At 44.2% G+C, this 25,199-nt stretch carries 26 protein-coding genes and 1 other RNA gene; 13 read left to right on the top strand and 14 right to left on the bottom strand.

Going from position 1 to position 25,199, the window contains the following annotated elements; genetic code table 11:
* Nucleotides 1–77: 77 nt before the first annotated feature.
* Both folE and ACFPIK_RS13725 read right to left on the bottom strand, forming a co-directional pair.
* A complete protein-coding gene (folE, locus tag ACFPIK_RS13730) occupies nucleotides 78–782 on the bottom strand; it encodes a GTP cyclohydrolase I FolE (protein WP_377916231.1) in 705 nt (234 codons plus the stop codon).
* The gene (locus ACFPIK_RS13725) at nucleotides 742–1,152 is read right to left on the bottom strand and encodes a 6-pyruvoyl trahydropterin synthase family protein (protein WP_377916229.1); all 411 of its coding nucleotides are present in this window, start codon (nucleotides 1,150–1,152) and stop codon (nucleotides 742–744) included. Before ACFPIK_RS13725 ends, folE begins: the two co-directional genes overlap by 41 nt.
* Nucleotides 1,153–1,440: 288 nt before the next feature.
* Here ACFPIK_RS13725 and ACFPIK_RS13720 point away from each other — a divergent pair, with 288 nt between their 5' ends.
* Nucleotides 1,441–2,133, top strand: a complete 693-nt coding sequence (locus ACFPIK_RS13720; RefSeq protein ID WP_377916227.1) for a murein L,D-transpeptidase catalytic domain family protein — start codon at nucleotides 1,441–1,443, stop codon at nucleotides 2,131–2,133.
* 3 nt (nucleotides 2,134–2,136) lie between these two features.
* Here the strand turns inward: ACFPIK_RS13720 and ACFPIK_RS13715 are convergent, their stop codons facing one another.
* The 4 genes from ACFPIK_RS13715 to ACFPIK_RS13700 are packed head-to-tail and all read right to left on the bottom strand — an operon-like array spanning nucleotide 2,137 to nucleotide 6,724.
* Nucleotides 2,137–3,774: a L,D-transpeptidase family protein gene (locus ACFPIK_RS13715; RefSeq protein WP_377916225.1), complete on the bottom strand. Its 1,638-nt coding sequence runs from the start codon at nucleotides 3,772–3,774 to the stop codon at nucleotides 2,137–2,139.
* A 6-nt stretch (nucleotides 3,775–3,780) separates the two neighbouring features.
* On the bottom strand, nucleotides 3,781–4,629 hold the full coding sequence (gene kdsA / locus ACFPIK_RS13710; RefSeq protein WP_377916223.1) for a 3-deoxy-8-phosphooctulonate synthase: 849 nt from the start codon (nucleotides 4,627–4,629) through the stop codon (nucleotides 3,781–3,783).
* Nucleotides 4,629–5,201 (bottom strand): KdsC family phosphatase, encoded by a 573-nt coding sequence (locus tag ACFPIK_RS13705; RefSeq protein ID WP_377916221.1) that lies wholly within the window; start codon nucleotides 5,199–5,201, stop codon nucleotides 4,629–4,631. The genes kdsA and ACFPIK_RS13705 overlap by 1 nt, the downstream gene beginning before the upstream one ends.
* Nucleotides 5,183–6,724, bottom strand: a complete 1,542-nt coding sequence (locus tag ACFPIK_RS13700) for a GNAT family N-acetyltransferase (protein ID WP_377916219.1) — start codon at nucleotides 6,722–6,724, stop codon at nucleotides 5,183–5,185. The genes ACFPIK_RS13705 and ACFPIK_RS13700 overlap by 19 nt, the downstream gene beginning before the upstream one ends.
* 268 nt (nucleotides 6,725–6,992) lie before the next feature.
* Here ACFPIK_RS13700 and ACFPIK_RS13695 point away from each other — a divergent pair, with 268 nt between their 5' ends.
* The gene (locus ACFPIK_RS13695) at nucleotides 6,993–7,916 is read left to right on the top strand and encodes a DUF6089 family protein (RefSeq protein ID WP_377916218.1); all 924 of its coding nucleotides are present in this window, start codon (nucleotides 6,993–6,995) and stop codon (nucleotides 7,914–7,916) included.
* A gap of 87 nt (nucleotides 7,917–8,003) precedes the next feature.
* On the opposite strand, the gene ACFPIK_RS13690 is transcribed toward ACFPIK_RS13695, so the two are convergent.
* Nucleotides 8,004–8,831, bottom strand: a complete 828-nt coding sequence (locus ACFPIK_RS13690; protein WP_377916216.1) for a universal stress protein — start codon at nucleotides 8,829–8,831, stop codon at nucleotides 8,004–8,006.
* Between the two features lie 105 nt (nucleotides 8,832–8,936).
* Nucleotides 8,937–9,398: a GNAT family N-acetyltransferase gene (locus ACFPIK_RS13685; protein WP_377916213.1), complete on the bottom strand. Its 462-nt coding sequence runs from the start codon at nucleotides 9,396–9,398 to the stop codon at nucleotides 8,937–8,939.
* 75 nt (nucleotides 9,399–9,473) lie between these two features.
* On the opposite strand from ACFPIK_RS13685, the gene ACFPIK_RS13680 reads away from it, so the two are divergent.
* Nucleotides 9,474–9,986, top strand: a complete 513-nt coding sequence (locus ACFPIK_RS13680; protein ID WP_377916211.1) for a RidA family protein — start codon at nucleotides 9,474–9,476, stop codon at nucleotides 9,984–9,986.
* Nucleotides 9,987–10,048: 62 nt separating this feature from the next.
* Here the strand turns inward: ACFPIK_RS13680 and ACFPIK_RS13675 are convergent, their stop codons facing one another.
* From ACFPIK_RS13675 to ACFPIK_RS13665, 3 genes are all read right to left on the bottom strand, one after another.
* Entirely contained in the window at nucleotides 10,049–10,513 is a 465-nt protein-coding gene (locus ACFPIK_RS13675; protein ID WP_377916209.1) for a methylated-DNA--[protein]-cysteine S-methyltransferase, read from the bottom strand.
* A 152-nt stretch (nucleotides 10,514–10,665) separates the two neighbouring features.
* Complete coding sequence (locus tag ACFPIK_RS13670) at nucleotides 10,666–11,367, bottom strand: XRE family transcriptional regulator (protein ID WP_377916207.1); 702 nt, start codon at nucleotides 11,365–11,367, stop codon at nucleotides 10,666–10,668.
* 297 nt (nucleotides 11,368–11,664) lie between these two features.
* Nucleotides 11,665–11,928, bottom strand: a complete 264-nt coding sequence (locus ACFPIK_RS13665; RefSeq protein ID WP_377916205.1) for a four helix bundle protein — start codon at nucleotides 11,926–11,928, stop codon at nucleotides 11,665–11,667.
* A 379-nt stretch (nucleotides 11,929–12,307) separates the two neighbouring features.
* On the opposite strand from ACFPIK_RS13665, the gene dinB reads away from it, so the two are divergent.
* The 3 genes from dinB (at nucleotide 12,308) to ACFPIK_RS13650 (ending at nucleotide 16,304) form a co-directional block, all read left to right on the top strand.
* The gene (dinB, locus tag ACFPIK_RS13660; RefSeq protein WP_377916203.1) at nucleotides 12,308–13,498 is read left to right on the top strand and encodes a DNA polymerase IV; all 1,191 of its coding nucleotides are present in this window, start codon (nucleotides 12,308–12,310) and stop codon (nucleotides 13,496–13,498) included.
* 405 nt (nucleotides 13,499–13,903) lie between these two features.
* Complete coding sequence (locus ACFPIK_RS13655; protein ID WP_377916201.1) at nucleotides 13,904–15,769, top strand: tetratricopeptide repeat-containing sensor histidine kinase; 1,866 nt, start codon at nucleotides 13,904–13,906, stop codon at nucleotides 15,767–15,769.
* 1 nt (nucleotide 15,770) lies between these two features.
* Entirely contained in the window at nucleotides 15,771–16,304 is a 534-nt protein-coding gene (locus tag ACFPIK_RS13650) for a GNAT family N-acetyltransferase (RefSeq protein WP_377916199.1), read from the top strand.
* A gap of 421 nt (nucleotides 16,305–16,725) precedes the next feature.
* Here ACFPIK_RS13650 and ACFPIK_RS13645 read toward each other — a convergent pair whose 3' ends face one another.
* Together ACFPIK_RS13645 and ACFPIK_RS13640 are read right to left on the bottom strand one after the other, a co-directional pair.
* Complete coding sequence (locus tag ACFPIK_RS13645) at nucleotides 16,726–17,553, bottom strand: ferritin-like domain-containing protein (protein ID WP_377916197.1); 828 nt, start codon at nucleotides 17,551–17,553, stop codon at nucleotides 16,726–16,728.
* Between the two features lie 25 nt (nucleotides 17,554–17,578).
* Entirely contained in the window at nucleotides 17,579–18,277 is a 699-nt protein-coding gene (locus tag ACFPIK_RS13640; protein ID WP_377916195.1) for a ferritin-like domain-containing protein, read from the bottom strand.
* Nucleotides 18,278–18,509: 232 nt separating this feature from the next.
* On the opposite strand from ACFPIK_RS13640, the gene ACFPIK_RS13635 reads away from it, so the two are divergent.
* Together ACFPIK_RS13635 and ACFPIK_RS13630 are read left to right on the top strand one after the other, a co-directional pair.
* Nucleotides 18,510–19,319, top strand: coding sequence for a creatininase family protein (locus ACFPIK_RS13635; protein WP_377916193.1), 810 nt, complete (start codon nucleotides 18,510–18,512; stop codon nucleotides 19,317–19,319).
* Between the two features lie 80 nt (nucleotides 19,320–19,399).
* Complete coding sequence (locus ACFPIK_RS13630; protein WP_377916191.1) at nucleotides 19,400–19,960, top strand: pentapeptide repeat-containing protein; 561 nt, start codon at nucleotides 19,400–19,402, stop codon at nucleotides 19,958–19,960.
* A 72-nt stretch (nucleotides 19,961–20,032) separates the two neighbouring features.
* Here the strand turns inward: ACFPIK_RS13630 and ACFPIK_RS13625 are convergent, their stop codons facing one another.
* On the bottom strand, nucleotides 20,033–21,667 hold the full coding sequence (locus ACFPIK_RS13625; protein ID WP_377916189.1) for a M28 family metallopeptidase: 1,635 nt from the start codon (nucleotides 21,665–21,667) through the stop codon (nucleotides 20,033–20,035).
* Nucleotides 21,668–21,792: 125 nt separating this feature from the next.
* Between ACFPIK_RS13625 and ffs the strand changes: the two genes are divergently transcribed.
* From ffs to ACFPIK_RS13600, 5 genes are all read left to right on the top strand, one after another.
* An RNA gene (ffs, locus tag ACFPIK_RS13620) (signal recognition particle sRNA small type) lies at nucleotides 21,793–21,881 on the top strand.
* A gap of 137 nt (nucleotides 21,882–22,018) precedes the next feature.
* Nucleotides 22,019–22,678 (top strand): fructose-6-phosphate aldolase, encoded by a 660-nt coding sequence (gene fsa, locus ACFPIK_RS13615; RefSeq protein WP_377916187.1) that lies wholly within the window; start codon nucleotides 22,019–22,021, stop codon nucleotides 22,676–22,678.
* A gap of 54 nt (nucleotides 22,679–22,732) precedes the next feature.
* Nucleotides 22,733–22,936 carry a fructose-6-phosphate aldolase gene (locus ACFPIK_RS13610; RefSeq protein ID WP_377916185.1) on the top strand — a complete coding sequence of 68 codons (204 nt, stop codon included), beginning with the start codon at nucleotides 22,733–22,735 and terminating at the stop codon, nucleotides 22,934–22,936.
* Nucleotides 22,937–22,940: 4 nt separating this feature from the next.
* Nucleotides 22,941–23,651 carry a cell division ATP-binding protein FtsE gene (locus ACFPIK_RS13605; protein WP_377916183.1) on the top strand — a complete coding sequence of 237 codons (711 nt, stop codon included), beginning with the start codon at nucleotides 22,941–22,943 and terminating at the stop codon, nucleotides 23,649–23,651.
* Nucleotides 23,652–23,725: 74 nt separating this feature from the next.
* Nucleotides 23,726–25,123 carry a S41 family peptidase gene (locus tag ACFPIK_RS13600; protein WP_377916181.1) on the top strand — a complete coding sequence of 466 codons (1,398 nt, stop codon included), beginning with the start codon at nucleotides 23,726–23,728 and terminating at the stop codon, nucleotides 25,121–25,123.
* Nucleotides 25,124–25,199 lie beyond the last annotated feature (76 nt).

Raw genomic sequence — 25,199 nt, 5'->3', positions numbered from 1 at the left:
GTTTTTGTTTGCATTACTCACAAAAAAAACCCTGCAGTTGGCAGGGTTTTATGTTGGTTTAGCAAGCGGTTACTCTATTACTTCTTAAGACTGATGTACTTAAGAAATTCATTGCGGCTTTGTTCGTCTTTTTCAAATTTTCCCGAGAAAAATGAGGTCACCGTAGAACTGTTGGTGTCATTGACTCCTCTGGAGCTTACGCACATGTGGTAAGCATCCATAATCACCGCTACATCATCTGTGCCGAGAACTTCCTTGAGTTCATTACCGATCTGCATGGTCAATCTTTCCTGTACTTGCGGTCTCTTAGAAAAGTATTGAACGATCCGATTGATTTTGGAAAGTCCTATCACATTGCCATTAGAGATGTAGGCGACATGTGCTTTGCCATAGATCGGAACAAAGTGGTGCTCGCAGTGGGAATGGAAAGTAATATCCTTTTCCACAAGCATTTCATTGTATTTGTATTTGTTTTCAAACAGCTTCGCGGCAGGTTTATTTTTAGGATTTAACCCCGCAAAAACCTCCTTAACATACATTTTAGCCACTCGGTGCGGCGTGCCTTTTAGGCTGTCGTCAGTCAAATCAAGCCCAAGAATGTGCATGATTTCTCTAAAGTGCTTTTCAATCAGCTCTACTTTGAGTTCGTCATCCATTTTGAATGCATCCTCACGGAGTGGAGTTTGAAGAGAGGTGCCAACATGCTCCTCCCCGATTTCTTCGAATGACGCGCGTGCAATATTAATTGCCATCGTATTCAACAAAGTTTCTTTCTGTTTCATAGAGCTGAATGGTTAACTCAAATTTACGATCAATTTTTTCTCTCAGAATATTCCAAATAACCACTGCAATATTCTCCGCTGAGGGATTAAGATCTTTAAATTCATCGGTATCCAAGTTTAAATTTTTGTGGTCAAACTTATTCAAAACATACACTTTAATCAGGTCGCTCAGTACCTTCATATCATAAACGTACCCTGTATCAGGGTCGATTTCCCCTTTCAATTTCACAATCAACTCATAGTTGTGGCCGTGATAGTTGGGATTGTTACACTTTCCAAATACAGCCTCGTTTTTTTCTGCTGACCAGCTTGGGTTAGCTAAGCGATGAGCTGCATTGAAATGCTCTTTTCTAAATACGGATACTTTCATTGAGGATAAGAACAGGGTAAAGGATTTTTTTGTTTAACAGATTCAAAATTCTTTTAAACAAAAAGTTCAATGTTCTGCAAGTCAGTCGTTTAATTTAAGGCAAGATTGCAAAAGTAACCAGAATTAAACCTCTGCCCAAAAACAGCTCATTTACAGATCACGACAAGAACTATTTGAAGTAGGCATTTGGTTCCGTTTTGGCACCTGACAAAAGTTAGCCTGGCAAAGTTTTTGACAATCTGGGACATAGCTTTACTAGGCGATCACCTAACCTACCTCAACCCAACTATGACTGTATCACAAGGATTTCTAATTCCGTTGATTTGGTTGATCTCAAATCTAGGTTTATCAGACAAAGAGTCAATCGCCACTAACACCTCAGGTTCAAAGGCACAATCAGAAATCTTAATCGATAATCTGTCAGAAAAACATGCTGATCTTCCTTCTCATGCAGCTTTGGATCTTGCCTTACAAGGGTATGAAAAACTTGAAAATGAGCTCAAAAAGCCAATTTTGAGCGTGATTGATTTCTCACTTCCCTCCACCGAAAAGCGGCTTTGGATCATTGATGTCGCCAAACAGGACATCCTGCTACGCACGGTAGTATCCCATGGCAGAAATTCAGGGATGCTGATGGCTGAAAAATTTTCCAATATTCCCGAATCCAATCAAAGTAGCCTTGGATTTTACAAAACCGGGGAGACCTATCAAGGTAAACATGGGTATTCTCTCCGTCTGGATGGACTGGAAAAAGGGATAAATGACCAAGCTAGAAACAGAGCAATCGTCATTCATGGAGCAGACTATGCGCGGGAAGAAGTCGCCAAAATGTCAGGAAGATTGGGGAGAAGTCTAGGATGCCCTGCCGTTCCGACTGAACTTTCCAGAGAGGTCATTGACCTAATGAAGGAAGGTTCCTTACTTTTTATCTATGCACCAGACCAGACTTACCTTTCGCAAATCCCTCTTTTACAGCCATGATTATTACCGCTTCAAGAGCGATAGGACCTCAGCATCTCTTTGGTACACGTCCTGCCTAAATTGTGGGTTGCCCTTGGCATCCATGGTCAATGTTAAATAGGTAATCACTACAGGAATTTTTTTATCCAACTGGACGATTTGCTCTTTGGACTGATTCATCGCTTCCCAAATCCTATCTGAAGTCCATCCAGGCTTGTTTTTTAACAATAAGTCAGCAAAGGTCTTTGGATTTTGCATTCGGATGCACCCGTGACTGAATGTCCTAATTTCCCGATCAAAAAGTTGCTTAGCAGGAGTATCATGCAGATACACATTATTAGGATTGGGGAACATAAACTTGACTAGACCCAAAGCATTGTCCTCTCCGGGTTTTTGTCGGATCAAATAGGGAAAAGGCCGGGCATTCCAGTTGACAGCAGATGGAGGGACCGAATTTCCTGCACTATTCACCACCTCCATTCGATTACTTTCCAGGTAACTTGGGTTTCTTTTGATGGCAGGTATGGTTTCATTTCTGGCGATCGAAGGAGGAATATTCCAATAGGGACTCATCACCAAATAACTCATCGGCGCGGTAAACACGGGTGACTGATGCTTGACGGTACCGACGATCACTTTGGTGGAAAATAACGTATCCGCACCTGATCGATAGATCAACTGAAAACTCGGAATATTGACAAAAATGGCTTCCCCTTCGAAAAATTCATCTGGAATCCATCGCAGTCTCTCAAGATTCAGGGCAATCTTATCGACCAATTCAGAAGGTGAATCATTGAGTGCTTCTAATGTCAGAGTACCCAAAACCCCATCAGCAGTCATCCCTTTTGACTTCTGAAAATCCAATACACGATCCAAGAGAAGTGAATCGTATTTTTTGGGATCTTCCAAAACCCTACTCGGGACAAAGCCCCAATAAGCCAACCTTTCCCGGACTTGACTGATCACCGGATTGAAATCTCCAACTTTGAATGCCCGATCAGTTTTGATTGATTTCCAGTTGACAGGCTCCTTTTTTTGCTTTTCGTCCAACTCCCTCATCAATTGTTTTCCTTCGGCATAAAGCAAAGTCTTAGGATAGAGCTTAGCAAGTCCGGCGCGAAGATCCTCCTGCGCAAGAGATTCAATCAATAGCGTACTTGGATCTATACTTCTGCTCCTTCGAGGAATATTCCATGATGCTTTGAGAGAGGAAGGATTTACTTTTCCAATGGCCAAATCATCTGCCAATTCAAAAAACGCATCTGTCAAGACTATTTCGAGTTGAGTGAGCTCTAGGATACTAAGCACTCCGCCATCTTTCTTTTTTTGCTCAGCTTGCGCAAAAGAAGCTTCCAAAACTCCCAAATGGTAATCCTCCGGCTTGAGCCCGTCAAATTGGGATTGGCGGATTTCGTACCGCATTTCATAGGCACGCTCGGTGAGGACAAATTCCCGACTCCAGACTGGTTCGAAGCCTCTTTGAGCATAAAATTGATAGACCTCGCCTACATTTTTCAAAAAAACACCACCCAAGACATGAGGTTTTTCTTGGGTGGCTTTTTCGAGGTTAATTCGGATCTGATCAGAGAGCCCTTGAGCAAAACTGAATGGAGCTATTAAAACTAAACAAACAGTAAAGAAGACATCTCCGAATCTGATCATATTCTACTATTCTACCTTAAATTCTTGGTATTTCCTACCTAATTCCCATGCTTCTTTGAGCATTTCCAAGAAGTCTGCCATTCGGTGCAAAGGGATAAGGTTGGGTCCGTCACTGAGCGCCTTGGCAGGTTCGGGATGGGTCTCGATAAAAAACCCGTCAATCCCTGTGGCCGCAGCCGCTCTTGCTAAGATCGGAGCAAATTCGCGCTGACCACCAGAGCTTCCGCCCTGCCCTCCAGGCTGCTGTACGGAGTGCGTGATGTCAAACACCACCGGAGCAAACTGCCGCATAATCGGAAGGCCACGCATATCCACCACAAGATTGTGGTAACCTAAAGAAAATCCTCTCTCTGTCAGACAGACATTTTCATTTCCAGTCGACCGTACTTTCTTGACCGCATATTGCATGTCTTCGGGAGCCATGAATTGACCACGCTTAATTTTTACCGCCTTTCCGGTATTGCCTGCTGCTAACAACAGGTCTGTCTGACGGCAAAGAAACGCAGGAATCTGGAGCACATCCACTACCTCTGCAACCTCAGCGGCTTGATAACTTTCGTGAATATCGGTAACCAAAGGAACATCCAATGCCTGACCAACCCGCTGCAGAACTTCCAGCGATTTGTCCATGCCAATACTGCGGAATGATCCGGAGGAGGTGCGGTTGGCTTTATCAAAAGAAGCTTTGAACACATAGGAAAATCCATGCGCAGTGGCCCATTCTTTTACCTTGGTCCCGATTTCCAGACAGATATCAAAGCTCTCCACTGCACAGGGGCCAGCAAATAGAACCGGTTTGTCACTTCCCAAAACGACACCCTCTCGGATCTTCATGGGACTGGTATTTCGTATCATTATTCCTTGTGGGATAAAGTTTCAATTAATGGAATCAGCTGCCCTTTGGCATGCAAAAGTATATCTGCAAACTCCCGGAAAACCCCTTTTCCACCGGTAAAGGGAGAAGTGTAATGAACCTGTGACTTGACATAAGGCAAGGCATCGGCCGGTGCTACAGACAGGCCCACTTTGGTCAAAACGGGCAAATCGATCAGATCATCTCCGATGTAGGCCACTTCCTCAGCAGTAAGTTCCATCGTCTCCAAAGCCTCAGTCAGCTTTTTCCACTTGTCTTTGACCCCATGGTAATGAAAGTCAAACCGAAGCTCTTCGCATCGATTTTCGACTACTTGCGAAGCTCTACCGGTAATGGCACCCACCAAGAATCCGGCTTTTTTCAGATGCTGCACAATCAGACCATCTTTCACATTATACTTTTTATACTCAGTACCGAGGTCGTCGTAAATGATTCCTCCATCGGTCAGCACACCATCAACATCGGTAATCAGGACTTTGATCCCTTTTGCTTTTTCAAATACCTCTTGGGGTACATGACTCAGGTAATCCTGAATTATTTTTTCTGTTTCCATTGAATAGAATATAGGTCAAGTCGGCGCTGTTCGAGGTTTCGCACACTGCCTGCTTTACGCTGCTTGGTAAGTAAATCCAGGTCCACATCGGCTACGATGGTCGTCTCAGCATTTTCCGAAGCTACTGCTACGGTAGCATCGTGAGGGAATGAGAAGTCCGAAGGAGAGAAAATAGCCGCTTGGGAATATTGAATATCCATGTTTTCCACTTTGGGAAGGTTACCCACCGAACCGGTAATGGCTACATAGCATTCATTTTCTATCGCCCGAGCCTTAGCACAGGTGTTTACTCGGAGAAAGGCATTTTTGGTATCCGTCCAGAAAGGCACAAAGAGGATGTCCATCTCCTGCTCCGCCAGAATTCTGCCCAACTCGGGGAATTCCACATCGTAACAGATCAAAATCCCAATGCGTCCGGCGTCGGTATCAAATACATTGATGCCATTGCCTCCCTGCAAACCCCAATAGGCCGCTTCGTCTGGGGTGATGTGGAGTTTGTATTGTTTATCCTGAGTGCCATCACGGCGACAGAGGTAACTGACATTTCGAAGTTTTTTACCATCATATTCAGGCATTGACCCGGCGATGATGTTTACGTTGTAGGATACAGCCAATTCGCTCATTCGACCGACGATTTCATCGGTATAATCAGCCAGATTTCGGATCGCTTCAGAAGCATCCATGTCATTGAATTCGGCAAGCATGGGTGCATTGAAAAACTCTGGAAGCAGGCAAAAATCCGATTTATAACCGGAGACTGTATCCACGAAAAACTCCACCTGCTGCATCAGATCATCCACATTGGAGAATCGACGCATTTTCCATTGCACGAGTCCGAGACGGACAATCGACTTCTTATTACCGATGAGTTTTTCGTCCTTTTCGTAGTAGATATTGATCCACTCCAGAAGGGTTGCATACGCTCGGGAGTCAGTGTCCTCTGGGAGGTATTTGGTGATTACTTTTCGAACGTGAAATTCATTAGCAAGCTGAAAAGAAAGCACCGAATCGAAGATTTCACGGTTCTTAACCAAGTCAATGTACTTGCGGGGGGTCATTTCATCTGCATACTTGGAATAGCCGGGAATCCTGCCTCCTGCAATGATGGAGCGGAGATTAAGATTTTCACAGAGCTCCTTTCGGGCATCATAGAGTCGGCGACCCAATCGCATCCCTCGGTAGTCGGCATGGACGAAAATGTCGGTACCATATAAGGTATCACCATCCGGATCATGAGTGTCAAATTTGCCATAGCCGGTAATCTCATCATAGGTGTGATTATCTCCAAACTTGGCATAATCCACGATAATACTCAGCGCAGCGGCAATTACTTTTCCGTTGTCCTCGATACAGATTTGGCCTTCCGGAAATACTTTCAGCTGATTTTTAAGTTCTGCCTTAGTCCAGGCACCGCCCTGATTTCTATAGATAGATACCATGATCTCTCGGATATCCTCATAGTCAGACAGCTTGATGTTGCGGAGTCGGAGTCGGTGTTCTAATTCTTCTCTTTGCTTACTCATGTGCCAAAATTACATCAATTCACCCAGATGTTAAGACGGATAACCCGGAAATGCACCTATGGCAAACGTGAGAATCAGTCCGATCAAGATTGTAAAGAAAGGATCTCAATCGGGTAAATGATCAAACAAACTGTAACAAAGGCTTCAATCGGATCATTACACTTCCAATGGAAATGATATTACTCAGACTCAAGGATTTGAATAATTGGGAAATTAGGCTAATTTTTGTGCGTTGGATAAGACTGGCATATCTTCGACCAGTGTGAAAATGAAAAAGTTACTCATTGTTTTATTCTTTAGTATCTCTTTGGGAGCGCACTCACAAAGTTTTTATCGCTACCGATTTGAAGAGCCATGGTCGATTTCAGCCAGCATTGGACCTACCCAATACTTTGGTGAATTATATTCCTTTTGGAGGTATAACGAAGGGGTACAACCTGACTGGCATGCTAACTTTTCGGTGAATTATATATTCGGCACACATCTCAAAACAAGACTGGAAGGGACCTATTATAAAATGTCAGGAACAGATGTACCCTCTGATCCCCGAGCTTATCGGACTCCCAGAAATCTGCATTTTCAAGCTAAGAATTGGGAGGTATCAAGCATTTTCGAGTATTATTTTCATCCCGTAAAGGTCAACAACATCACCCGTCACTTGTGGAATCCCTACATTTTTGCTGGAGTGGGTATGTCTACCAATAATCCTCAAGCCCAACTCGATGGAAATTGGGTGGATCTGCGACCTCTTCAGCTAGAAAACAATCCTTATGAAAAATACATCGTGGTATTCCCGATGGGACTGGGATTCAAGTACAAGCTCAATGTGTACATGGACCTTAAGTTTGAGGGAAATTACCGATGGACACTCACTGATTACATGGATGACATATCTGCGTATAATGTCAGCGAGTTTTATCAGGATTTGGTGCAGGATTATGTATCGGGACAAAATCCCGACAGACTAAGGCTAGCGATCCGAAATCCAAAGTATGTTTTGGATAATGGTCAGCCTGATGTGGATGGAATTTTGAGAAATGGAGGAAGGATACGTAGAGGTTCCGGACTCACACACCGGTTTGACGGATACATGACGGTAGGTTTGGGAGTGGAAATTTATCTTTCTGAGGATATTTTTGACAACTGGATCTTCCGAAACAGGATTTACGAAAAGCGATTCAGATTCTGGTAATCACCAAAAAATTGCACAAAATCAAAAGACCAAGCTAGATCTCTCGCTTGGTCTTTTCATTGATGTGGCTTCGAAAAAGAAGCTCACTTAGGAAGCTTTGACACTGAGAATCCCCATATCAGACTTGAAGATCAGCGTATCAGTAGTACCTATCAAATAGGAAGACATTCCCTTGCGATCACCGGAAACTACCGCCATCAATTCAATATCCTTAGACTTGCAAAACTCAATGATACCCTGCTCTACATTTTTATGATTAAATACATGGGTGTGCAAAATCAATTCTTCGTGTCCCTTGGAAAAACCGGACATCTCGTGTTCGGATTCAGTAGAGCTCACAAAATTCTCCGGGGTGTTGATGTAAACCAAGTGAACAGATGCCTTAAACAACTTGGCAAATGGGACGATTTTTGAAAATGCTTTTTTGGAGGACTCATTAAAGATGGAGGCAAAGGCAATCTTTCGGAATGCATTTCCATCCATCGCCGTTTTTACAGCCAACACTGGACAAGGAGAAAGACGAAGCACCTTTTGAAGATTGGAACCGATGAATTTACCGTCTAAAAATCCTTTGCCGTAGGCTCCCAAAACAGCTAAGTCGGCATTTAATTTTTCGATTACACGCAAAATCTGTTCGGATGGAACACCTATTTTTACTAAAACTTCAATGGGAGCTTTTGCAGGAGCTATTTGCTTCAGGTAATTGGGAATCACAGTTTTGGCTTCCTCAATTTGCTCGATGAGCTGGGGATATTTTTGCTTTCCTTCAACAGGTAATAAATCCCAATCAACTTCAGAGGGCACCACGGTGACACAGATAATTTTTGCTCCGGACTTGACACTGATCCTTTGGGCTGTCTGCAATGCAGCCAGCGAATATTCCGAAAAATCGAAAGGAACGACGATAGTTTTCATGGGGTAGATCATTTTGGTGTATGACCAAATTTCCCCATAGTTATTGGAAATTAATTTGTGAAAAATCAGTGCAAAACCTGATAAAAGTTAGTCTAAATCAGGTATTTAAAGAACAAATTCCATTTTTACATTACATCTTCCATACGTTCCACACTCCAAGTTGCAATGTGTAAATCCAAGTTTCTCATAGACTCTAAGGGCCGCTTCCAGCTTGGTATTGGAATACAGGACTACACGTCTTGCTCCCTTTTGTTTTGCGAGTTCCAATAGTCTTTTGCCAAGGGCCATTCCGATTCCCTTGCCTTGTGCTGACTCCTTTACCCCCATCTTAATCATTTCCCAATCTCCCGATTCTTTGGGAATTAATGCCACCGTACCTAGGATATCCTCTCCTACTTTAGCAAAAATAATTTCTCCTCCTTGAGCCAAAATAGTCTCTTCCGGATGCTCAAGCTGATCGATGTCAAAGGGCTCGAGGGAAAAATACTTGGTCACCCAAGCCTTATTGATCGATTCAAAATGCGGTTGAAGACTGGATGAATAGGGAATAATCTCAAGAGCTTGCATAGGAATGAGGAGAAAAACCTACCAAAAGTAGCAAGAAAGGATTAGCTTAGAAACGGTAAATTCTATCCCTGATTTATGAAAAAGGTTATATTCCTGCTCTCCCTGATGATTTTTGCGTTTGCCACCCACTCCGCAAAAGCCCAAACCCCCGAGGAAAAAATCAAACAACTTGGGCTCACCATACCCGAGGTGAGCCAGCCCATTGCCAACTATGTAAAATGGAAGCAAGTGGGCAATCTCCTCTATCTGGCCGGCAGTGGGCCAAAAATCTATGGCAAAGTCGGTGCTGATCTGAGCGTGGAGCAAGGCTATGAAGCTGCCCGGGCCACAGGGTTAGAAATCATTGCTGTGCTGAAAGCTGCCACTGGCGATCTGAGCCGCATCAAGCAATTTGTCAAAGTACTCGGCATGGTCAATGCTACCCCTGAGTTTACCGCCCAACCTGCGGTCATCAATGGATTTTCAGATCTGATGGTGGAAGTATTTGGAGAAAAAGGAAAACATGCTCGCTCTGCCGTCGGAGTAGGTTCCCTGCCAAACAACATGGCGGTGGAGATCGAGGTGATCGTAGAGCTGGAGGAGAAGTAAGCAGTCTCAGTAAGCAGTGATCAGTGTTCACAGACATGCGACTGAACACTGACCACTGAGCACTAAAACAAACTTCCCTGAAACGCATGGCCTTCCAACTCCAGGAGGGCCTTTTTTCTGTCCAATCCACCCGCATAGCCAGTCAAGCTACCATCACTTCCCAAAATACGATGACAGGGAAGAATGACTAAAATTGGATTGGCACCGATCGCTGCACCCACGGCTCGGATAGCTGCTGGATTTCCAAGCTTTTGCGAAAGCTTCATGTAAGTCGTCGTCTGCCCAAAAGGAATCTTGGCCACTTCCATCCAGACTTTGCGCTGAAAGTCCGTCCCGCCCAAGCCGATCGGCATATCGAAGTTTTTTCTTTTCCCTGTAAAATACTCCTCTAGCTGCTCCTTCGCGCTTAAAAGCACCTGATCGAGAATTTCACCGTCGGTTTGCTCCTCGGTAAACTGCAAGCGGCTCAGACAGCCTTCGCGGGACTCGAGCAGGATATTACCAAATGGAGAAGAGATGATGGGCATAATTCAATTTCAATGATCAATTATCAAACTCAATGGTCAATGAACAAACTCAATGATCAATTACCAAACTCAATGACAAAGTTTACCCCGACCAACGCATTTATAATTATCCATTGGTAATTGATCATTGTACATTGTTAATTGCCCGTTGGTCATTTTCCCGTTATCGCCAGACGGTACTTCCACACTTCCCTCACCTGCTCGATATACACTTCAAAGGGCACGTAAATTGGATTGGCGGAGCAAAGTAAGAGCTTCTGCTCTACTTTGATCCGGTTGTAAGCGATTTTGAAAGTCACCCCATCCTGCTCGGTGACGATCACGTAGCGCTCTCCGTCTTTGATGGCCATCCAGTCGTCTACGTATTCGCAGACGATCCAGGCCCCATCGGGAATCGGCAGCATGGAGTCTCCATCCACCTGGAAAACCCGATGTTTTTTGTCTGTGGGAAGAAAAGGCAGCGAAAATCGCGGCAACTCGGAAATAAATTCCGGGTCGGAAAATCCAGCCAAGTAACTCGCCTTGACCTTTTGCGACACTACCTCAATCAATTCACGTCCCTCAGCATCTACCGTGGTAGAGAGAATCCGTAGCCTTCGCCCTCGGAGAAACTGATCTGTCTCGAGCAGTTCGCGGAGTTTGTACTCCGAGTAGGTAGTTAGGTCTTCTTTAACCAAAATATCCAAAGAGACATTAAAGTACCCCGCGATCCGAACCAACGTATCCAAAGGTGGAGTAATGTTGAGTTCATAACCCGCTAGTTTGGAACGGGTGATTTTCAAACTATCAGCCAGTTCCTGCTGAGTCAAGCCTTTCTTTTTTCTCAAAAACTTAAGGTTGGAATGGAGATGCATAAGTCATCAAGAATTTGAAATAAGGTAGAAATACGATGGAAATAAGCTCCGCAAGCGGAGCGAAATAGAGGGACAACACATAGTTTTTTACTGATTTATAAGAAGAAACACAGTAGAAACGCCTTGAAATAAACCTCACAAGCAAGGTGAAAACGAGGTTAATTATCACTTTTAGGCTGATTCTTTACTGTGTATGTGGATTTGATCATGTTATTTAATTTGACTTGAATATCAGGCCTAATTCGATTGAATGATTCGTATTCTACGTCAGACACAAGACCCCGTTCAAAACCCAAATCAATCCAATGCTCTACTCCTTCGGACAAAGAAGCTCTGGATATGTAATAGAACCTGATTTTTTTCCAAATAGTGATACCTGGCGTATCCTTCTGCAATATTCGCTCCTACCGAATCTATTGCCTGAAGCATCTGATCTCCCCATACTTTCCGCTGCTGATAAGTCAGTCGCTGATAAATTTCCCAAGCCATCGCTGAAAGCTTCCTCGCTAATCGATAGACTTCCAAATCCGGAAGCGGGATAAAATTCCTATTGGGTTCCATAACTTAAACATTTAGAAAAATCCTGATAATCAATTTGATACCCCCTGTGTTTCATCTAGCGTAGCGAGACCTATTTCCACTATATTTCAGAAAGTCCATTTCCATAGTATTTCGCTAAACCTATTTCACGAAGTGCAGCAAAGTGTATTTCCATTTTATTTCACCAAGCGAAGCGAGGTATTATTTCAACTGTATTTCACGAAGCGTATTTCCATTGCATTTCAAGAGCCCTATTTCACTGACCATAGGGAGGTTTATTTCTACTCTATTTCCACGTATTTCCTCCAACCCCGACAACTTACGCCACTTCCTTAACCCAAATCTACTCTTTTTGATTAAATTATAAACATTAAAATGTCAAAATAATTAACAATAAGCCGTGGAAGGGAAGCGAAGTATTGTGCATATGGATTTGGACACGTTTTTTGTGTCGGTGGAGCGGCTTTTTGACAGCCGACTGAATGGCAAACCCATCCTGATCGGGGGGTCGAGTGACCGGGGAGTCGTGGCCTCCAGCAGCTACGAGGCGCGCAAGTTTGGCGTGCACTCGGCCATGCCCATGCGGACCGCGCGGCAACTCTGCCCTGAGGCAGTGATCGTGCGGGGGGATTTTGAGAAATACAGCCAAAAATCCCATGAAGTCACCGAGATTATCAAGGAGTCCGTCCCTCTCTTTGAGAAGTCCTCCATCGACGAATTTTACATCGATCTCACCGGGATGGATCGGTTTTTCGGCTGCTTCAAGCTCGCCCACGAACTCCGGCAGCGCATCATCCGCGAGAGTGGACTGAATATCTCCATGGGCCTATCGGAAAACAAAACCGTCTCCAAAGTCGCCACCGGTGAAGCAAAGCCCAACAATGAAAAGCAGGTGCCTTTTGGGGAAGAAAAACCCTTTCTCGCCCCACTCTCTGTGCGCAAAATCCCCATGATCGGCGAGAAAACCTCCCAAACGCTCTACAACATGGGGGTCAAAAAAGTCTATACGCTGCAGCAGATGCCCTCCCAACTCCTGGAAGCGACCTTTGGCAAAAACGGGAAGATGATCTGGGAAAAAGCCAATGGCATCGACCGATCCCCGGTGGTCCCCTACTCTGAGGCCAAGTCGATCTCCTCCGAAAATACCTTCGAAGAGGACACCATCGACATCAAGCTACTCGAAGCCACGATGATCGCCATGTGCGAGCAGCTTGCTTCCAAGCTCCGACAAAAAGGCCAACTCACCGCCTGCGTGAGCGTGAAGATCCGCTACTCGGACTTTGAGACGCATACCATGCAGCAGCGCATCCCCTACACCTCGGCAGACCATATGCTCTTGCCCGTGGTGAAGGAGCTTTTCAAAAAGCTCTACAGCCGCCGACTCCTTATCCGTCTCATCGGCGTGCGCTTCAGTAATCTGGTCTATGGCAATTATCAGATCAAGCTCTTCGAAGACAGCCAAGAGCAAATCAACCTCTACCAAGCCCTCGACAAGCTCAACGTGAAGTACGGTGACAAAACCGTCTGCCGCGCTGTAGCCATGGGCGTGGGAAGGAGACGTTTTAATCCGTTTAATGGGATGGAGGTTTGAGAAAGTTGAAAAAAGCAGTCAGTAAGCAGTCTCAGTAGAAAGAAAGTCAGTGTCAATACCTAAAAGGAACAATCGCACAATCGTAACCGAAAAAAAGGATACTTTTTCTGTTCAGGTTAAGCTTTTTCAAACAGAGAAAAAAAAAATGCCCATCTGTTAGAATTTTAGATTCCTAAAGAATTGCCCTAGAGACACTTTCAAAAAGGATGATTCCATATCAAAAGCAACCTTTTTACTTCAAATACCAGATTTCATTTGTACGAAAATCACACCGTTTAGCAATCGGAATTTCACCCCCCCCCCCGTTCAAACTCCATTACTTCCAAAAAACATGGGCTGACTACCACTTGGCATTTTTGTTTTTATATGGATCCGCCTATCTTTAAGCGATACACCCTTTAGCCTTTGATTTCCAGATTAGTTTCACTAGTTATTCTTGGCTTGATTTGCCTTTCTTGCACCAAGGCAATCGCCCAAAATATCAAACCTACCGGCAATCCGGAGTTTGACAGTTTGATACTCGTTGCCGTGGACCTTCGATACAAAGATTTGGAAGGAGCTCTTCAAACTATGCAGCGAGCTCAGTCGATTCCAAACCTCTCCAATCTCCAGGTAGGAATGATTGCCAATCAACTTGGCGCACTCAATTACATCAAGGGCGATTATTCTGCTTCAGTCAAGGAATATTCTAAGGCTTTCGAACTGCTTGAAAAAGAAAGTGATCTCTATCAAAAAGCATTTGCCCTAAATGGAAGAGGGCTGATTTACCTCAGTCAGCACGCCTACGCCCAAGCGGCTTCTTTTTTTGAGCAATGTATCAAAATCAATCTTGCACGAAATGACAGCCTTTCGCTCGGGGCTAATTACCTGAATCTTGGGATTTCGCTTTCGGAGTTAAACAAGTATTCGGAAGCAATGGAGGCATTGGCCAAGGGGTATGACTTTACCACCAACTTCCAAGAATCTACCCAACGGATGATGATCCTCAACCGGCAGGGTCAAATCCTACTTGAACTTGGCAACCTCAGCGAGGCTAAATCCCATTTTAACATGGTCTTGGAAGAATATCCTCAACTTACCAACTGGGAAAAAGCTTTTGCCACCACCGGACTGGGCCTCATCGCATTGGAAGAAAACCAACTCCAAAAAGCACTGGAACTCGGACTAAGGGGCTATGAATATGCCAAACTGGCCTCTGCCTATTGGGATCAGGAACGAGCGAGCAGTCTGCTTTCCAAGGTCTACGAGCAATTGGGAGATTACAAAAACGCCTTGCAATACGCCAGACTAAATAAAGTCCATGCAGACACCCTCTACAGCGATGATAAAAGCTCCGAAATCAGCTATCACCAACTCCAAATGGCGGAAGCAGACAAGGCTACTCTTGAGCAAAAAAATCTGATAGCAGAGCAAAAAGCCAAAATCAGCAACTACACGCTTATCGGTTTGAGTGCCATTTTAGCCCTATTAGTGGTAATTATTTTATTGAACAGAAGATGGCTGAATAAAAAAGAAGAACTCAACCTTCAGCTTTTGCAAAAGCAAAAGGAAATCATCGCACAAAATGACACCCTCAACCAACTCAATGAGGAAAAGAACAAACTCTTTTCGATCCTCTCTCATGACTTGAAAACCCCAATGAATGCCATCCGACAAATGCTCGAGTTGCATGAAATGGATTTACTTTCTGATCAGGAAAAAGAAGAATCCAACAAATTATTACTAAAACAAGTCAAGCAAACTGAACAAAAAATTGAACAGCTACTGAGATGGTCCCATGCCCAATTGGGCGGGATTGTGACAGAGAAACGACCAATTGATCTAGTCCAACTGATCAAAGATACCATCAACCAAAATGAGGTAATCGCTCAAAAGAAGAATATCCATATCAAATTCTCTACAGAAGGACCCATATTCAGAATCATTGCTGATCCTTCTCAACTCCAGATCGTTTTCCAAAATTGCCTCCAAAACGCCATTAAATTCTCCCATGTGGGCAGTGAGATTACCGTAAACCTTGCAGTTCTGGGAAATCAAGTCAATCTAACCATCAAAGACCAAGGCATCGGGATGACACCTGAGAAACTTCATGAAATCAGACAAAAGAAGTCAATTGTTAGCTCCACAGAAGGCACAAACAAGGAGAAGGGAACGGGCTTGGGTTTATTTTTAGTCAAGCAATTTATGGAGACAAACGGCGGTACTTTGGTGATCGAAAGCGAGCATCAAAAAGGAACCACCCTTTATTTGACTTTTGAAAAAGCCTCCTAGTATGGGTTCTTCCTACTTGTTTACAACTGAGAGATTGGGATTTCGAACCTGGCAAAATTTTGATTTGGATGATTTTGCCGCAATCAACGCGGATCCTGAGGTGATGCATTTTTTCCAAAAACCCTATACCCGCGAAGAAACACAAGCCATGATGGATCGAATGCAGCGCTTGTATGAGGAGCGAGGGCATTGCTATTTTGCTGTGGACCTATTGGAAACCAAGGAACTGATCGGCACCATCGGGCTGGGCTGGAAGACCTTCGAATCTGACTTTACTCCCTGCGTGGATATCGGCTGGAGAATCGGAAAAAAATGGTGGAACCAAGGCTTGACCTCTGAGGGCGCAAAAGCCTGCCTTGATTTTGCCCAACAATTGAAAATCAAAGAGGTGTATTCTTACGCTACGGGAACCAACCTTGCCTCAGTTCAGGTAATGAAAAAAATCGGTATGAACTTCTGCTATGAGTTTGATTACTCCGAACTCAAAGACTATCCACAGTTGAGGCAATGTACGCTATATAAAGTGGTGCTATGATTTAGGATTTTAGATGTACGAATCACGAGATACGACATCTAGTGGACCCCTAAGTCTCTCTTTTAATCCAACCTTATTTGCTCCTAGTTCGGTACCGATTTATGATTTCACCCAACACTTTCTGGCTTTCCATTTTTCAAAACACAATCTGAGTCTGGAAAAGCTCCCCCCACTTGAATACAAAGTCCAAGACCATTTTCCATTCTCATTGATCCTATCCCTAAATTTTATATCTCTTTATCTTCAATCTATTTCCCCCAATCTCTCTACCGATATTCTTTTCATGGCTAAAAATCACATGTGTATTGTCTTATGTCTATTGTCTTGTGTCTAATATCTTGTGTCTCTCGTCTTGTGTCTAACATCTAGAAAAAAAGCCACCCCCTCTCGAGGATGGCCTAGCTCCACTGCTACCCAGCTGTCAGTTGGAGCTCTTCAAAAATAATCCTGCAATTCCAAGTGTTGCCTGCATGGTGAGCGGTTCGTCCCATGCTTCTGATACACCAGCCGCATCGATTCCTGTCAACGTAGACACATTTACGCCTGCATGGGTGAGGTTTTCTTCACCTGCATAAATCCCCGCTGCAGCAGCCGGAAGGGTTCCGATCGAATTGCCTGTAATCCAGCCTTTGACGGTATCCTGACCTTTTTTGGACCGGAGTCTTCGGATCATGGAGGCATGTCTAGCCTCCACCGAATGAATGGACAAAGCGGCCGTCAACACCACGTCACTTTCCATCACATTGGCGGCCTGTCCTTTGTAAGCCCTCACTCCCGTATCCTCAAATGCTTGCGCCAAAGCGAGAAATGTAGGATAATCCTGAAATGGCCTAAAGTTGCCACCTGCAGTAAAATCAAATTCCGGTTCAGCTACGGGTGTCCCGTTGAGCACTGAGCCAATCACTTCGGTAAGAAATCGCACGTGAGCCAATTCGTGGTCTCGTATTTTCTGAATAATTGGCCGCTCTGCCATCGTCACCACGCCGGCATCCAGTCCCAACTGATAATAGCGGTATTCCAAATGCTCCAAAGTAAGCGCATAGTTGAGGACATTGATCAGGGAAGCTGTATCGGCTTTGGCGATATGGGGAATGGAATTGAGAACGGAAAGGGGGACAGCCGCCAGGGCGACTTTTTTCCCAAAATCCCCAAACTGACGGAAAGCATCCCTACGGGAATAAAATCGGTCTTTAGCATCTGCGTCTTTGGTATCAGGACAGAGTCTGTCCAATAACTTGATCAAATTCATGAGTTCTTGATTTTAGGATAAAAGGTTAGCGAGGAAGTTGACTGAAGTCTATTTCAGTTTTGACAAAAGCACTGGCAGCGGTTAGCACCTGCTGAAAATTGAGCGTTCGCTCCAACCCATTGGCATCGATCAGATCGTCACCGGCAAAATCCACCGAGTTGGGATTGATCAGGTCACGGATGGCCGCCGCATGACGAGCCTCCACGGAGACGATTTTTCCTGCGATAAGCAAAAGGTCTGCATTGGTGAGAAACTGACCTGCACCATTGTAAGCTGCCACCCCCAAGTCTTCAAAGGTCTTTGCAGCAGCCAAAACCGAAGTTCTGTTGTTGAAATCAATGCTGCTAAAATCTACCTCCAAATTTCCGATAGCATTGGTACCTAGGGCCGCTTTGAAAAACTCCCGGTGCGCCCGCTCGTGCTTTTCGAGATCACCCATGATGGTTTTTTCCTCCGCATTGGCATTGGCAAAATATCCTCCCTTCATTACCTCCGCATAAAATGCTGCTTCCAGCTGCTCCAAGGCATAGGCATAATTCAGAATTCCGACATCTCCTGAACCCAAATTGACCATTCCCGGCATAGAGGGCATCATATTGTCCTCGTCGTTACACCCCATCAGCAGTAGGCCGGCTCCTGCCACAGTGAGCGATCCCATTTTGAGAAACTTCCTCCTGCCGGCCTTTTGAATCAAACCCTGAGGTTTGAAAAGTTCATTATTCATTTTTGGCTTGTGTTTAGGTTAATACTCAGTTTAGATTCCATGGAAAAATCAACACTTGGCTTGATTTGGGAGGAATTACGAGGTGGGCAATCGGATTGGATTTTGAGCAATTGAAAAAAAAGGAAATATTTTCATCAGGCTGGAAAGGATAGCCTTGGCTGAATTCGTTTTCCCGAAAAAATCTGCCCTGTTGAAAAAGGATTATTTTAACTTGGATCCAAAACCACCTGCTATGAAATCATTTATTGCGCTACTCGGCTTTTTCATTTTATCCAGTAACCTTTTTGCCCAATCCCCATCCACCTGCGAGATGGATCGGATCAATTGGATGGAGTTTGCCGAGTTTGTTCCCATGAAAATCAACACGGTTATTCTTCCTACCGGTACGCTAGAACCCCACGGTGTAGTAAACAATGGGGCAGACAATACGGCACCTTTCGCCATGGCAAAAGCCATCGCCAATGAGCTCAATGCCCTGATCGCTCCTACCCTAAACTATGGAATCACAGGGAGCATGGCTGCCTATCCCGGCGCATTTCAAATCTCGGAAGAAGCCTATGCCCCTTTTATCAGAGATATTTTGAAAGGCCTGGCAAAAAACAAATTCAAAAACATCATCATCCTCAACGGTCACGGTGGTGGACAGACAGCAGTACTCCAAAAAGTCGCAGCTGATATAGCCAATGAACTTGGAGTTCGGACCTTGGTCATCAACTGGTGGTCTTATGCTTCCGATGTGACGCTGGAAGTATTCAAGGAAGACGGAGGACATGCAGGATTAAATGAAACGGCCTATATCCAGGCCATCGACCCCACCTTGGTTCACAAGGACCGCTATAACCCAGATCAAGCGACTGCCTATCCCAAAACAGGAACTTGGTCGGCAGTACCTTTTCCTTCTTCCATTGGACTCTACCAAGAAGGACAAGGATATCCCAACTTTGATGAAAAACAAGCCAAAGAGTACTTTCAAAAAGTCAATGCGAAAGTCGCTGGATTGATCAAAGAGACGATCCGGAAGTGGGATTTGGCGGGGTTGTGAAATTTTCAATGACCAATGACCAAATTCAATTTTCAATTAATGGAATTGATCATTGATCATTGATTATTGATAATTTAACTATGACCAACCACTCCGACCAAACCTTCCAAAACTTTCTCGCCTCCGATTTTGAGCCGGGAGAATACGAATCATGCACGTTTATCGGTTGCAATTTTTCTAACCTGAACTTTCATGGGTCAAACTTCGAAAATTGTTCCTTCCGTGACTGTGACCTGAGCAATGCAAGGGTTTTCAAAGTTGGTTTCCAGAATATCCGATTTGAGCGCTGCAAAGTGCTTGGAGTTCATTTTAACACCGCCAATGCCTTTTTGATGGAGTTTACGTTTGACCACTGTCAGCTGGACTATTCCAATTTTTTCAACCTGAAGCTGAAAAAATCCCAATTCACCCACAGCCGGCTACTCGAAGTCGACTTCACTCAAGCCGAACTGCAAGAGGTGAGTTTTCAGGGTTCAGATCTCAGCGGGGCCGTTTTTGACCGAACTAATCTGGAAAAAGCCGACTTCCGAGATGCAGTTCATTACCGCCTAGATCCTGAAATCAATAAAGTCAAAGGCGCGAGATTTGATCTGGAGGGACTTCCAGGATTGTTGGGGAAGTGGGGAATAAAGGTGGGGTAAATGATCAATGGGCAAATTCAATTTTCAATGATCAATTGTTTAGAGACTTGAGGATTGGTAATTGGTCATTGATCACTTCTTCATGTACCCGTCTCTCACTGCTTTAAACTCTGAGCCTTCTTTCCAGCCCGGCCATTTATCAGAGTTTGAGAGGCTTTTTCCCACATTATAGAGGAGCTGCACATCGTCAACAGCTCCGTCAAGATTCCAACGAGAAGGATCGTATTGGTCAGAAGCCTTGTGGTAATACTGCGCGGTATATTCATCCTGTAGCTGTTTGCCGTATTCTTTACCCTTTTCTACATGGTCGATTCCGGTACCGAAATACAATGCCGGAATCCCGATTTTGGCAAAGTTGAAATGGTCAGAGCGGAAATAATAGCCCGCGACAGGATTAGGCTCGGGCGCACTGTAGCGTCCCAATTTTTCCAACTCTACATTAAGTAAATCTTCCATTTCGGACTGACCCACCCCGATGATGGATACATCTTTCATTTTCCCGTAAGGGTTGATGCCATCCATATTGATGTTGGCTACCGTTTTTTCCTTGGGGTAAATCGGGTTTTGAGCATAATACGCTGATCCCCAAAGCCCTTGCTCTTCTGCAGTTACTGCAAGAAAAACCACGGTTCGCTCCGTTTGAGCGTCTGTTTTGAAAGCTTTGGCTAGGGCTAAAAGCGCTGCAGTTCCCGAAGCATTGTCCAGTGCGCCATTATAGATTGTGTCCCCTGTTTCATCAGGTTTGCCGATACCCAAGTGATCCCAATGGGCAGAGTAAATGATTACTTCCTCAGGTTTAGACTTTCCGGTCACTTTTGCTACGACATTTTGGGAGACATTGTATTCGGCTTTTACTTGGATAGATGCACTTGCCGTGATTCCCATGGGAATAGGTTCAAAATCAGCCTTTCTGGCTTTGGCCAATAATTCTGACTCATTCATACCGGTGAGTTCGAAAAGTTTATTGGCAGTAGGTAAGGTAATCCAGCCTTCGAAGCCCAATTTGTACTTCTCCTTTCCCCGATCATCCAAGTAGAGTTTGGATGCATTCCAGCTGTTTTGAATCACATTAAAACCATAGCCAGCAGGAATGGTATTGTGAACAATGAGGCAGCCCAAAGCACCCTGTCTTGCGGCTTCCTCATATTTATAGGTCCAACGACCATAGTAAGTCATGGTATTTCCTTTGAAAAGTGAAGCATCCTCCGTCCCAAATCCAGGATCATTGACCATAACCACGACGATTTTCCCTTTGACATCCAGGTTTTTGTAATCATTCCAACCGTATTCAGGAGCCACAATCCCAAAACCGGCAAATACTACTTCCGCATTTTCGACAGCCACCAAGCTGTCTGTCCGCTGGGTCCAGATCACAAAATCTTTCAATCCTTCTGCAGTGAGATTCCCCTTAGCACCTTTAAATTCCATCTTTTCCGATGGGCTGCTGGTGATGGACACCATGGGTACATCTTGAAAATAGGAATCACCGTTTCCTGGCTCCAAACCCATCTTTTTAAACTCTTGCTCCAAAAAAGAAGTGGTGATTTTTTCTCCCTCGGTGAATGGCATTCGACCCATAAACTCATCCGAAGACAAGGTGATCAGGTTGGGTTCTAGGTCAGCCACTTGAAATTGGTAATGGCTATTTTGTGAGGTGCAGGCCAATAAAGATGTGGCTGCCAGCAGCAGATATAAGGATTTTTTCATGGGTGATCTATTCCTTGTAGGATTTGAAGATGCCGAAGTTAAAACATTTAACACTTGATTTCCTGACCGATAAAACCAAAATTAAAAAGTCCCATTGCTTTGCCTGAATTTTGACTTACCTTTGTACCGGCGACACGACCAGCTCCTGCTGAATCCCCCAGGTCCGGAAGGAAGCAAGGGTAGGCGGTTGTAGCGGTGCGATGTCGCCTCTTTTTTTGTCCGCATTTTCCAAAATCCTAATCCTTGGCGGCTACCTATTCCTGATTAATCTTCTAACTTTGTTCAGCTACCTAGAATTCACCTTTTCTGGGCGAGCTTAAATTGAGATTCTTAACCAAAACCTATTTTAATATGAAATTCTTTATTGACACCGCCAATTTGGATGAAATCCGCGAAGCTTATGATTTAGGCGTATTGGATGGTGTGACTACCAATCCTTCCCTAATGGCCAAAGAGGGCATCACCGGTGACGCCAATGTCAAGGCTCATTACAAAGCCATCTGCGATATCGTAGATGATAAAGTGAGTGCCGAGGTCATTGCCACTGACTACGAAGGAATGATCCGAGAGGGTAAAGAACTTGCAAAAATCGACGATAAAATCGTGGTAAAAATCCCGATGATCCGAGATGGTGTCAAAGCAATAAAATATTTCCACAGTGAAGGAATCCGGACGAATTGTACTCTGATTTTCTCTTCAGGTCAGGCGCTTTTGGCAGCAAAAGCCGGAGCCTCCTACGTATCTCCATTCATCGGAAGATTGGACGACATCTCCTTTGACGGATTGGACCTGATTGCTCAAATAGTTCATATTTATCAAAACTATGGCTACACCACGGAGGTTCTAGCTGCATCGGTACGACACACCATGCACCTGATCAAGTGTGCTGAGCTTGGGGCTGACGTAGCCACTTGTCCATTGAAAGTCATCACAGGACTGCTGAAGCATCCGCTTACCGACTCAGGTTTGGCACAGTTTCTTGCCGACCACGCTAAAGCAGCAGGCAAATAAACCTCACAAGAGGCTGGTTCTGGAAAGATTCAGCCTCTTTTTCAATTCCAACTTATGTACATCATCAAGGTAAAAGGAAAAGCAAAAATCCCCGATTACATTCAGATTCGGGACGAAAATTTTGTACTCGTGGCTTACTTCAGGGCAGACCGTCCACTGAAAAGTGTAGAAAAATTTGGATTGGAAGGCAAAGAAGAAAAGCTGGAGGAACTCATCAAAAGCCTTCCTTTTGGAAAACTTCAAAAACTAGATCTCTAAACCAATGGATTTCAGTACCCATCCCGTGTTGTCTATGACACAGGCGACCATTTTTCAGGGAGAAAATCCCGTTCTCACAGATGTCAATTTTGCTGTAGAACAGCATGAGTTTGTATTTCTGATCGGCCGAACCGGCAGTGGTAAAAGCTCACTTCTCAAGACACTTTATGCTGATCTGCCTTTAAAATCCGGACATGCAGAAGTAGTGGGATACAACCTTTCTAAAATCAAAAACAAAGAAGTCCCTTATCTACGAAGGAAAATCGGAATCATTTTTCAGGATTTTCAACTGTTTACCGACCGATCTGTCAGTGAAAATCTCACATTTGTGCTCAAGGCTACTGGCTGGACAGATTCCCTCAAAATCAAAGAGCGCATCAGCGATGTGCTTATTCAAGTGGGTCTAGTGGAAGCCCTTAATAAAATGCCACATCAACTCTCGGGTGGAGAACAACAGCGCATTGTGATTGCCCGGGCTTTACTAAATAATCCGTCAATTCTTTTGGCAGATGAACCTACCGGAAATCTCGACCCTGATGTGGCAGATGGTATTTTTAAACTATTCCAAGAAATCAACAAACAAGGAACAGCGATTTTGATGGCTACACACAATCATGAGCTCCTTCGTAAATTCCCTTATCGCGTATTGAAATGTGAAAAAGGAAAATTGCTGGACAGTCAACTGCACGATGTTTCCTTTGGTTCGTCATATTGAATCCGGAATTTTTGGAGGGTCAAAAAAACAAGTATTCTACACAGACCGTTTAGCACATATCAACCATTTTATTTATGATCACTAAATCACTGTTCAGATTAATGCTCCTCTTTTTACTAGCAGGTGGAGTCGTGGGATGTCAGGAAAAAGAGGACACTGAACCACCGGTAAAAGAAGAGCCAAATCCAAATATTGCCATCAATAAATGGATCAATGATGTCATGAAAGAAGTGTACTTATGGCTTTCTGAAATGAAAACACCGATCGCAAACACTTCAGAGCCTAAGGATTATTTTGAATCTCTTCTAAATAGACCTACTGATCGATTTTCGGTCATCTATCCTGATTACCAGCAGTTGATCAAATCCCTCAACGGAATCAGTCTTGAGGCTGGATATGAATTTACCCTCTATCGGGAGAGTTCATCTAATAATAATGTCGTCGCTGAAGTCACCTACATCAAAAAAAACAGTCCTGCAGCTACCGCAGGAATGAAGCGAGGTGATTACATCACTCGGATCAACGGTACCCAAATGACTTTGGAAAATTACCGAACTGTACTGGGATTGATCGACAAGCCGCACACCTTGAATACGCTTAGGTTTAATGAATCATCTGGCGGATTTGTAGCGCAGCCTGAAATTTCTCTCACACCGGTAGAATTGTCCGAAAATCCAAACTTCCTCGATTCGGTATATACTGTAAATGGTGAGAAAATAGGATACGTCATCTATCATTTCTTTGCTCCGGGACCCGGCAATAACAGCACTGCCTATGACCAAGAAATGGATGGGATTTTTGCCGAGTTCAAAACCAAGGGGATCCAACACTTGATCTTAGATTTCAGATACAACGGAGGTGGATTTGTATCTTCGGCAGTAAACCTCGCGAGCTTGATTGCCCCTTCGGTAAAAACCACCGATATATTTTCGAAGACCAAATACAACAGCTTCCTTATGCAGTTTGACAACCTAAAAAATGTTCAAACTCCATTTAGAGAAAAGGCTGAGAATTTGGGTAGAATTTTAAAAGGGAATAGAGTCTATATACTTACTTCCACTCGGACAGCGTCCGCTTCTGAATTAATCATCAATGGCCTCAAGCCTTACATGGATGTCTTTATCATAGGCGATAAAACCACAGGGAAAAACGTCGGCTCAGTACCTTTCGAAGATGACGATAACCCTGCCAATAAATATGGAATGCTACCCATAGTATCCAGAAGCTTCAATAGCTTAGACCAATCGGAATACACCAATGGATTCCTGCCAAACATTGAAGCAAAAGAGTCTTCAGAGCGACTAAAACCACTTGGAGACGTGAATGAGCTACTGCTTCGAAAAGCAATTGAACAGATCACTGGAGTACCTTCCGGAGCTAGATATCAGCAGCTTGAGCGAGTGGATGTAGGAAGTACATTGGACTCAAAAGTAAGAGCTGGCGTGATGATTGAGCCTGTAAAACTCGATTAAGGTTAATAAGACCGTAAGTAAAATAGGTTCAGCAGAAATGCTGAACCTATTTTTTTGATACCTATTTGCCGGAAAA

This window comes from Algoriphagus aquatilis, assembly GCF_042657405.1.
GTDB classification, from domain to species: Bacteria; Bacteroidota; Bacteroidia; order Cytophagales; family Cyclobacteriaceae; genus Algoriphagus; species Algoriphagus aquatilis.
This window is presented reverse-complemented; position numbering and strand designations above follow the sequence as displayed.

What these genes read in the sequence shown, in the direction of transcription:
- ACFPIK_RS13715 (WP_377916225.1), bottom strand. Translation starts at nt 3,774, where the DNA reads ATGATCAGATTCGGAGATGTCTTCTTTACTGTTTGTTTAGTTTTAATA.
- folE (WP_377916231.1), bottom strand. Translation starts at nt 782, where the DNA reads ATGAAACAGAAAGAAACTTTGTTGAATACGATGGCAATTAATATTGCA.
- ACFPIK_RS13725 (WP_377916229.1), bottom strand. Translation starts at nt 1,152, where the DNA reads ATGAAAGTATCCGTATTTAGAAAAGAGCATTTCAATGCAGCTCATCGC.
- ACFPIK_RS13700 (WP_377916219.1), bottom strand. Translation starts at nt 6,724, where the DNA reads ATGAGTAAGCAAAGAGAAGAATTAGAACACCGACTCCGACTCCGCAAC.
- ACFPIK_RS13720 (WP_377916227.1), top strand. Translation starts at nt 1,441, where the DNA reads ATGACTGTATCACAAGGATTTCTAATTCCGTTGATTTGGTTGATCTCA.
- ACFPIK_RS13665 (WP_377916205.1), bottom strand. Translation starts at nt 11,928, where the DNA reads ATGGAACCCAATAGGAATTTTATCCCGCTTCCGGATTTGGAAGTCTAT.
- kdsA (WP_377916223.1), bottom strand. Translation starts at nt 4,629, where the DNA reads ATGATACGAAATACCAGTCCCATGAAGATCCGAGAGGGTGTCGTTTTG.
- ACFPIK_RS13600 (WP_377916181.1), top strand. Translation starts at nt 23,726, where the DNA reads ATGATCACTAAATCACTGTTCAGATTAATGCTCCTCTTTTTACTAGCA.
- ACFPIK_RS13675 (WP_377916209.1), bottom strand. Translation starts at nt 10,513, where the DNA reads ATGCCCATCATCTCTTCTCCATTTGGTAATATCCTGCTCGAGTCCCGC.
- ACFPIK_RS13645 (WP_377916197.1), bottom strand. Translation starts at nt 17,553, where the DNA reads ATGAATTTGATCAAGTTATTGGACAGACTCTGTCCTGATACCAAAGAC.
- ACFPIK_RS13630 (WP_377916191.1), top strand. Translation starts at nt 19,400, where the DNA reads ATGACCAACCACTCCGACCAAACCTTCCAAAACTTTCTCGCCTCCGAT.
- ACFPIK_RS13705 (WP_377916221.1), bottom strand. Translation starts at nt 5,201, where the DNA reads ATGGAAACAGAAAAAATAATTCAGGATTACCTGAGTCATGTACCCCAA.
- ACFPIK_RS13625 (WP_377916189.1), bottom strand. Translation starts at nt 21,667, where the DNA reads ATGAAAAAATCCTTATATCTGCTGCTGGCAGCCACATCTTTATTGGCC.
- ACFPIK_RS13670 (WP_377916207.1), bottom strand. Translation starts at nt 11,367, where the DNA reads ATGCATCTCCATTCCAACCTTAAGTTTTTGAGAAAAAAGAAAGGCTTG.
- ACFPIK_RS13680 (WP_377916211.1), top strand. Translation starts at nt 9,474, where the DNA reads ATGAAAAAGGTTATATTCCTGCTCTCCCTGATGATTTTTGCGTTTGCC.
- ACFPIK_RS13605 (WP_377916183.1), top strand. Translation starts at nt 22,941, where the DNA reads ATGGATTTCAGTACCCATCCCGTGTTGTCTATGACACAGGCGACCATT.
- fsa (WP_377916187.1), top strand. Translation starts at nt 22,019, where the DNA reads ATGAAATTCTTTATTGACACCGCCAATTTGGATGAAATCCGCGAAGCT.
- ACFPIK_RS13640 (WP_377916195.1), bottom strand. Translation starts at nt 18,277, where the DNA reads ATGAATAATGAACTTTTCAAACCTCAGGGTTTGATTCAAAAGGCCGGC.
- ACFPIK_RS13685 (WP_377916213.1), bottom strand. Translation starts at nt 9,398, where the DNA reads ATGCAAGCTCTTGAGATTATTCCCTATTCATCCAGTCTTCAACCGCAT.
- ACFPIK_RS13635 (WP_377916193.1), top strand. Translation starts at nt 18,510, where the DNA reads ATGAAATCATTTATTGCGCTACTCGGCTTTTTCATTTTATCCAGTAAC.
- ACFPIK_RS13695 (WP_377916218.1), top strand. Translation starts at nt 6,993, where the DNA reads ATGAAAAAGTTACTCATTGTTTTATTCTTTAGTATCTCTTTGGGAGCG.
- ACFPIK_RS13690 (WP_377916216.1), bottom strand. Translation starts at nt 8,831, where the DNA reads ATGAAAACTATCGTCGTTCCTTTCGATTTTTCGGAATATTCGCTGGCT.
- ACFPIK_RS13610 (WP_377916185.1), top strand. Translation starts at nt 22,733, where the DNA reads ATGTACATCATCAAGGTAAAAGGAAAAGCAAAAATCCCCGATTACATT.
- ACFPIK_RS13650 (WP_377916199.1), top strand. Translation starts at nt 15,771, where the DNA reads ATGGGTTCTTCCTACTTGTTTACAACTGAGAGATTGGGATTTCGAACC.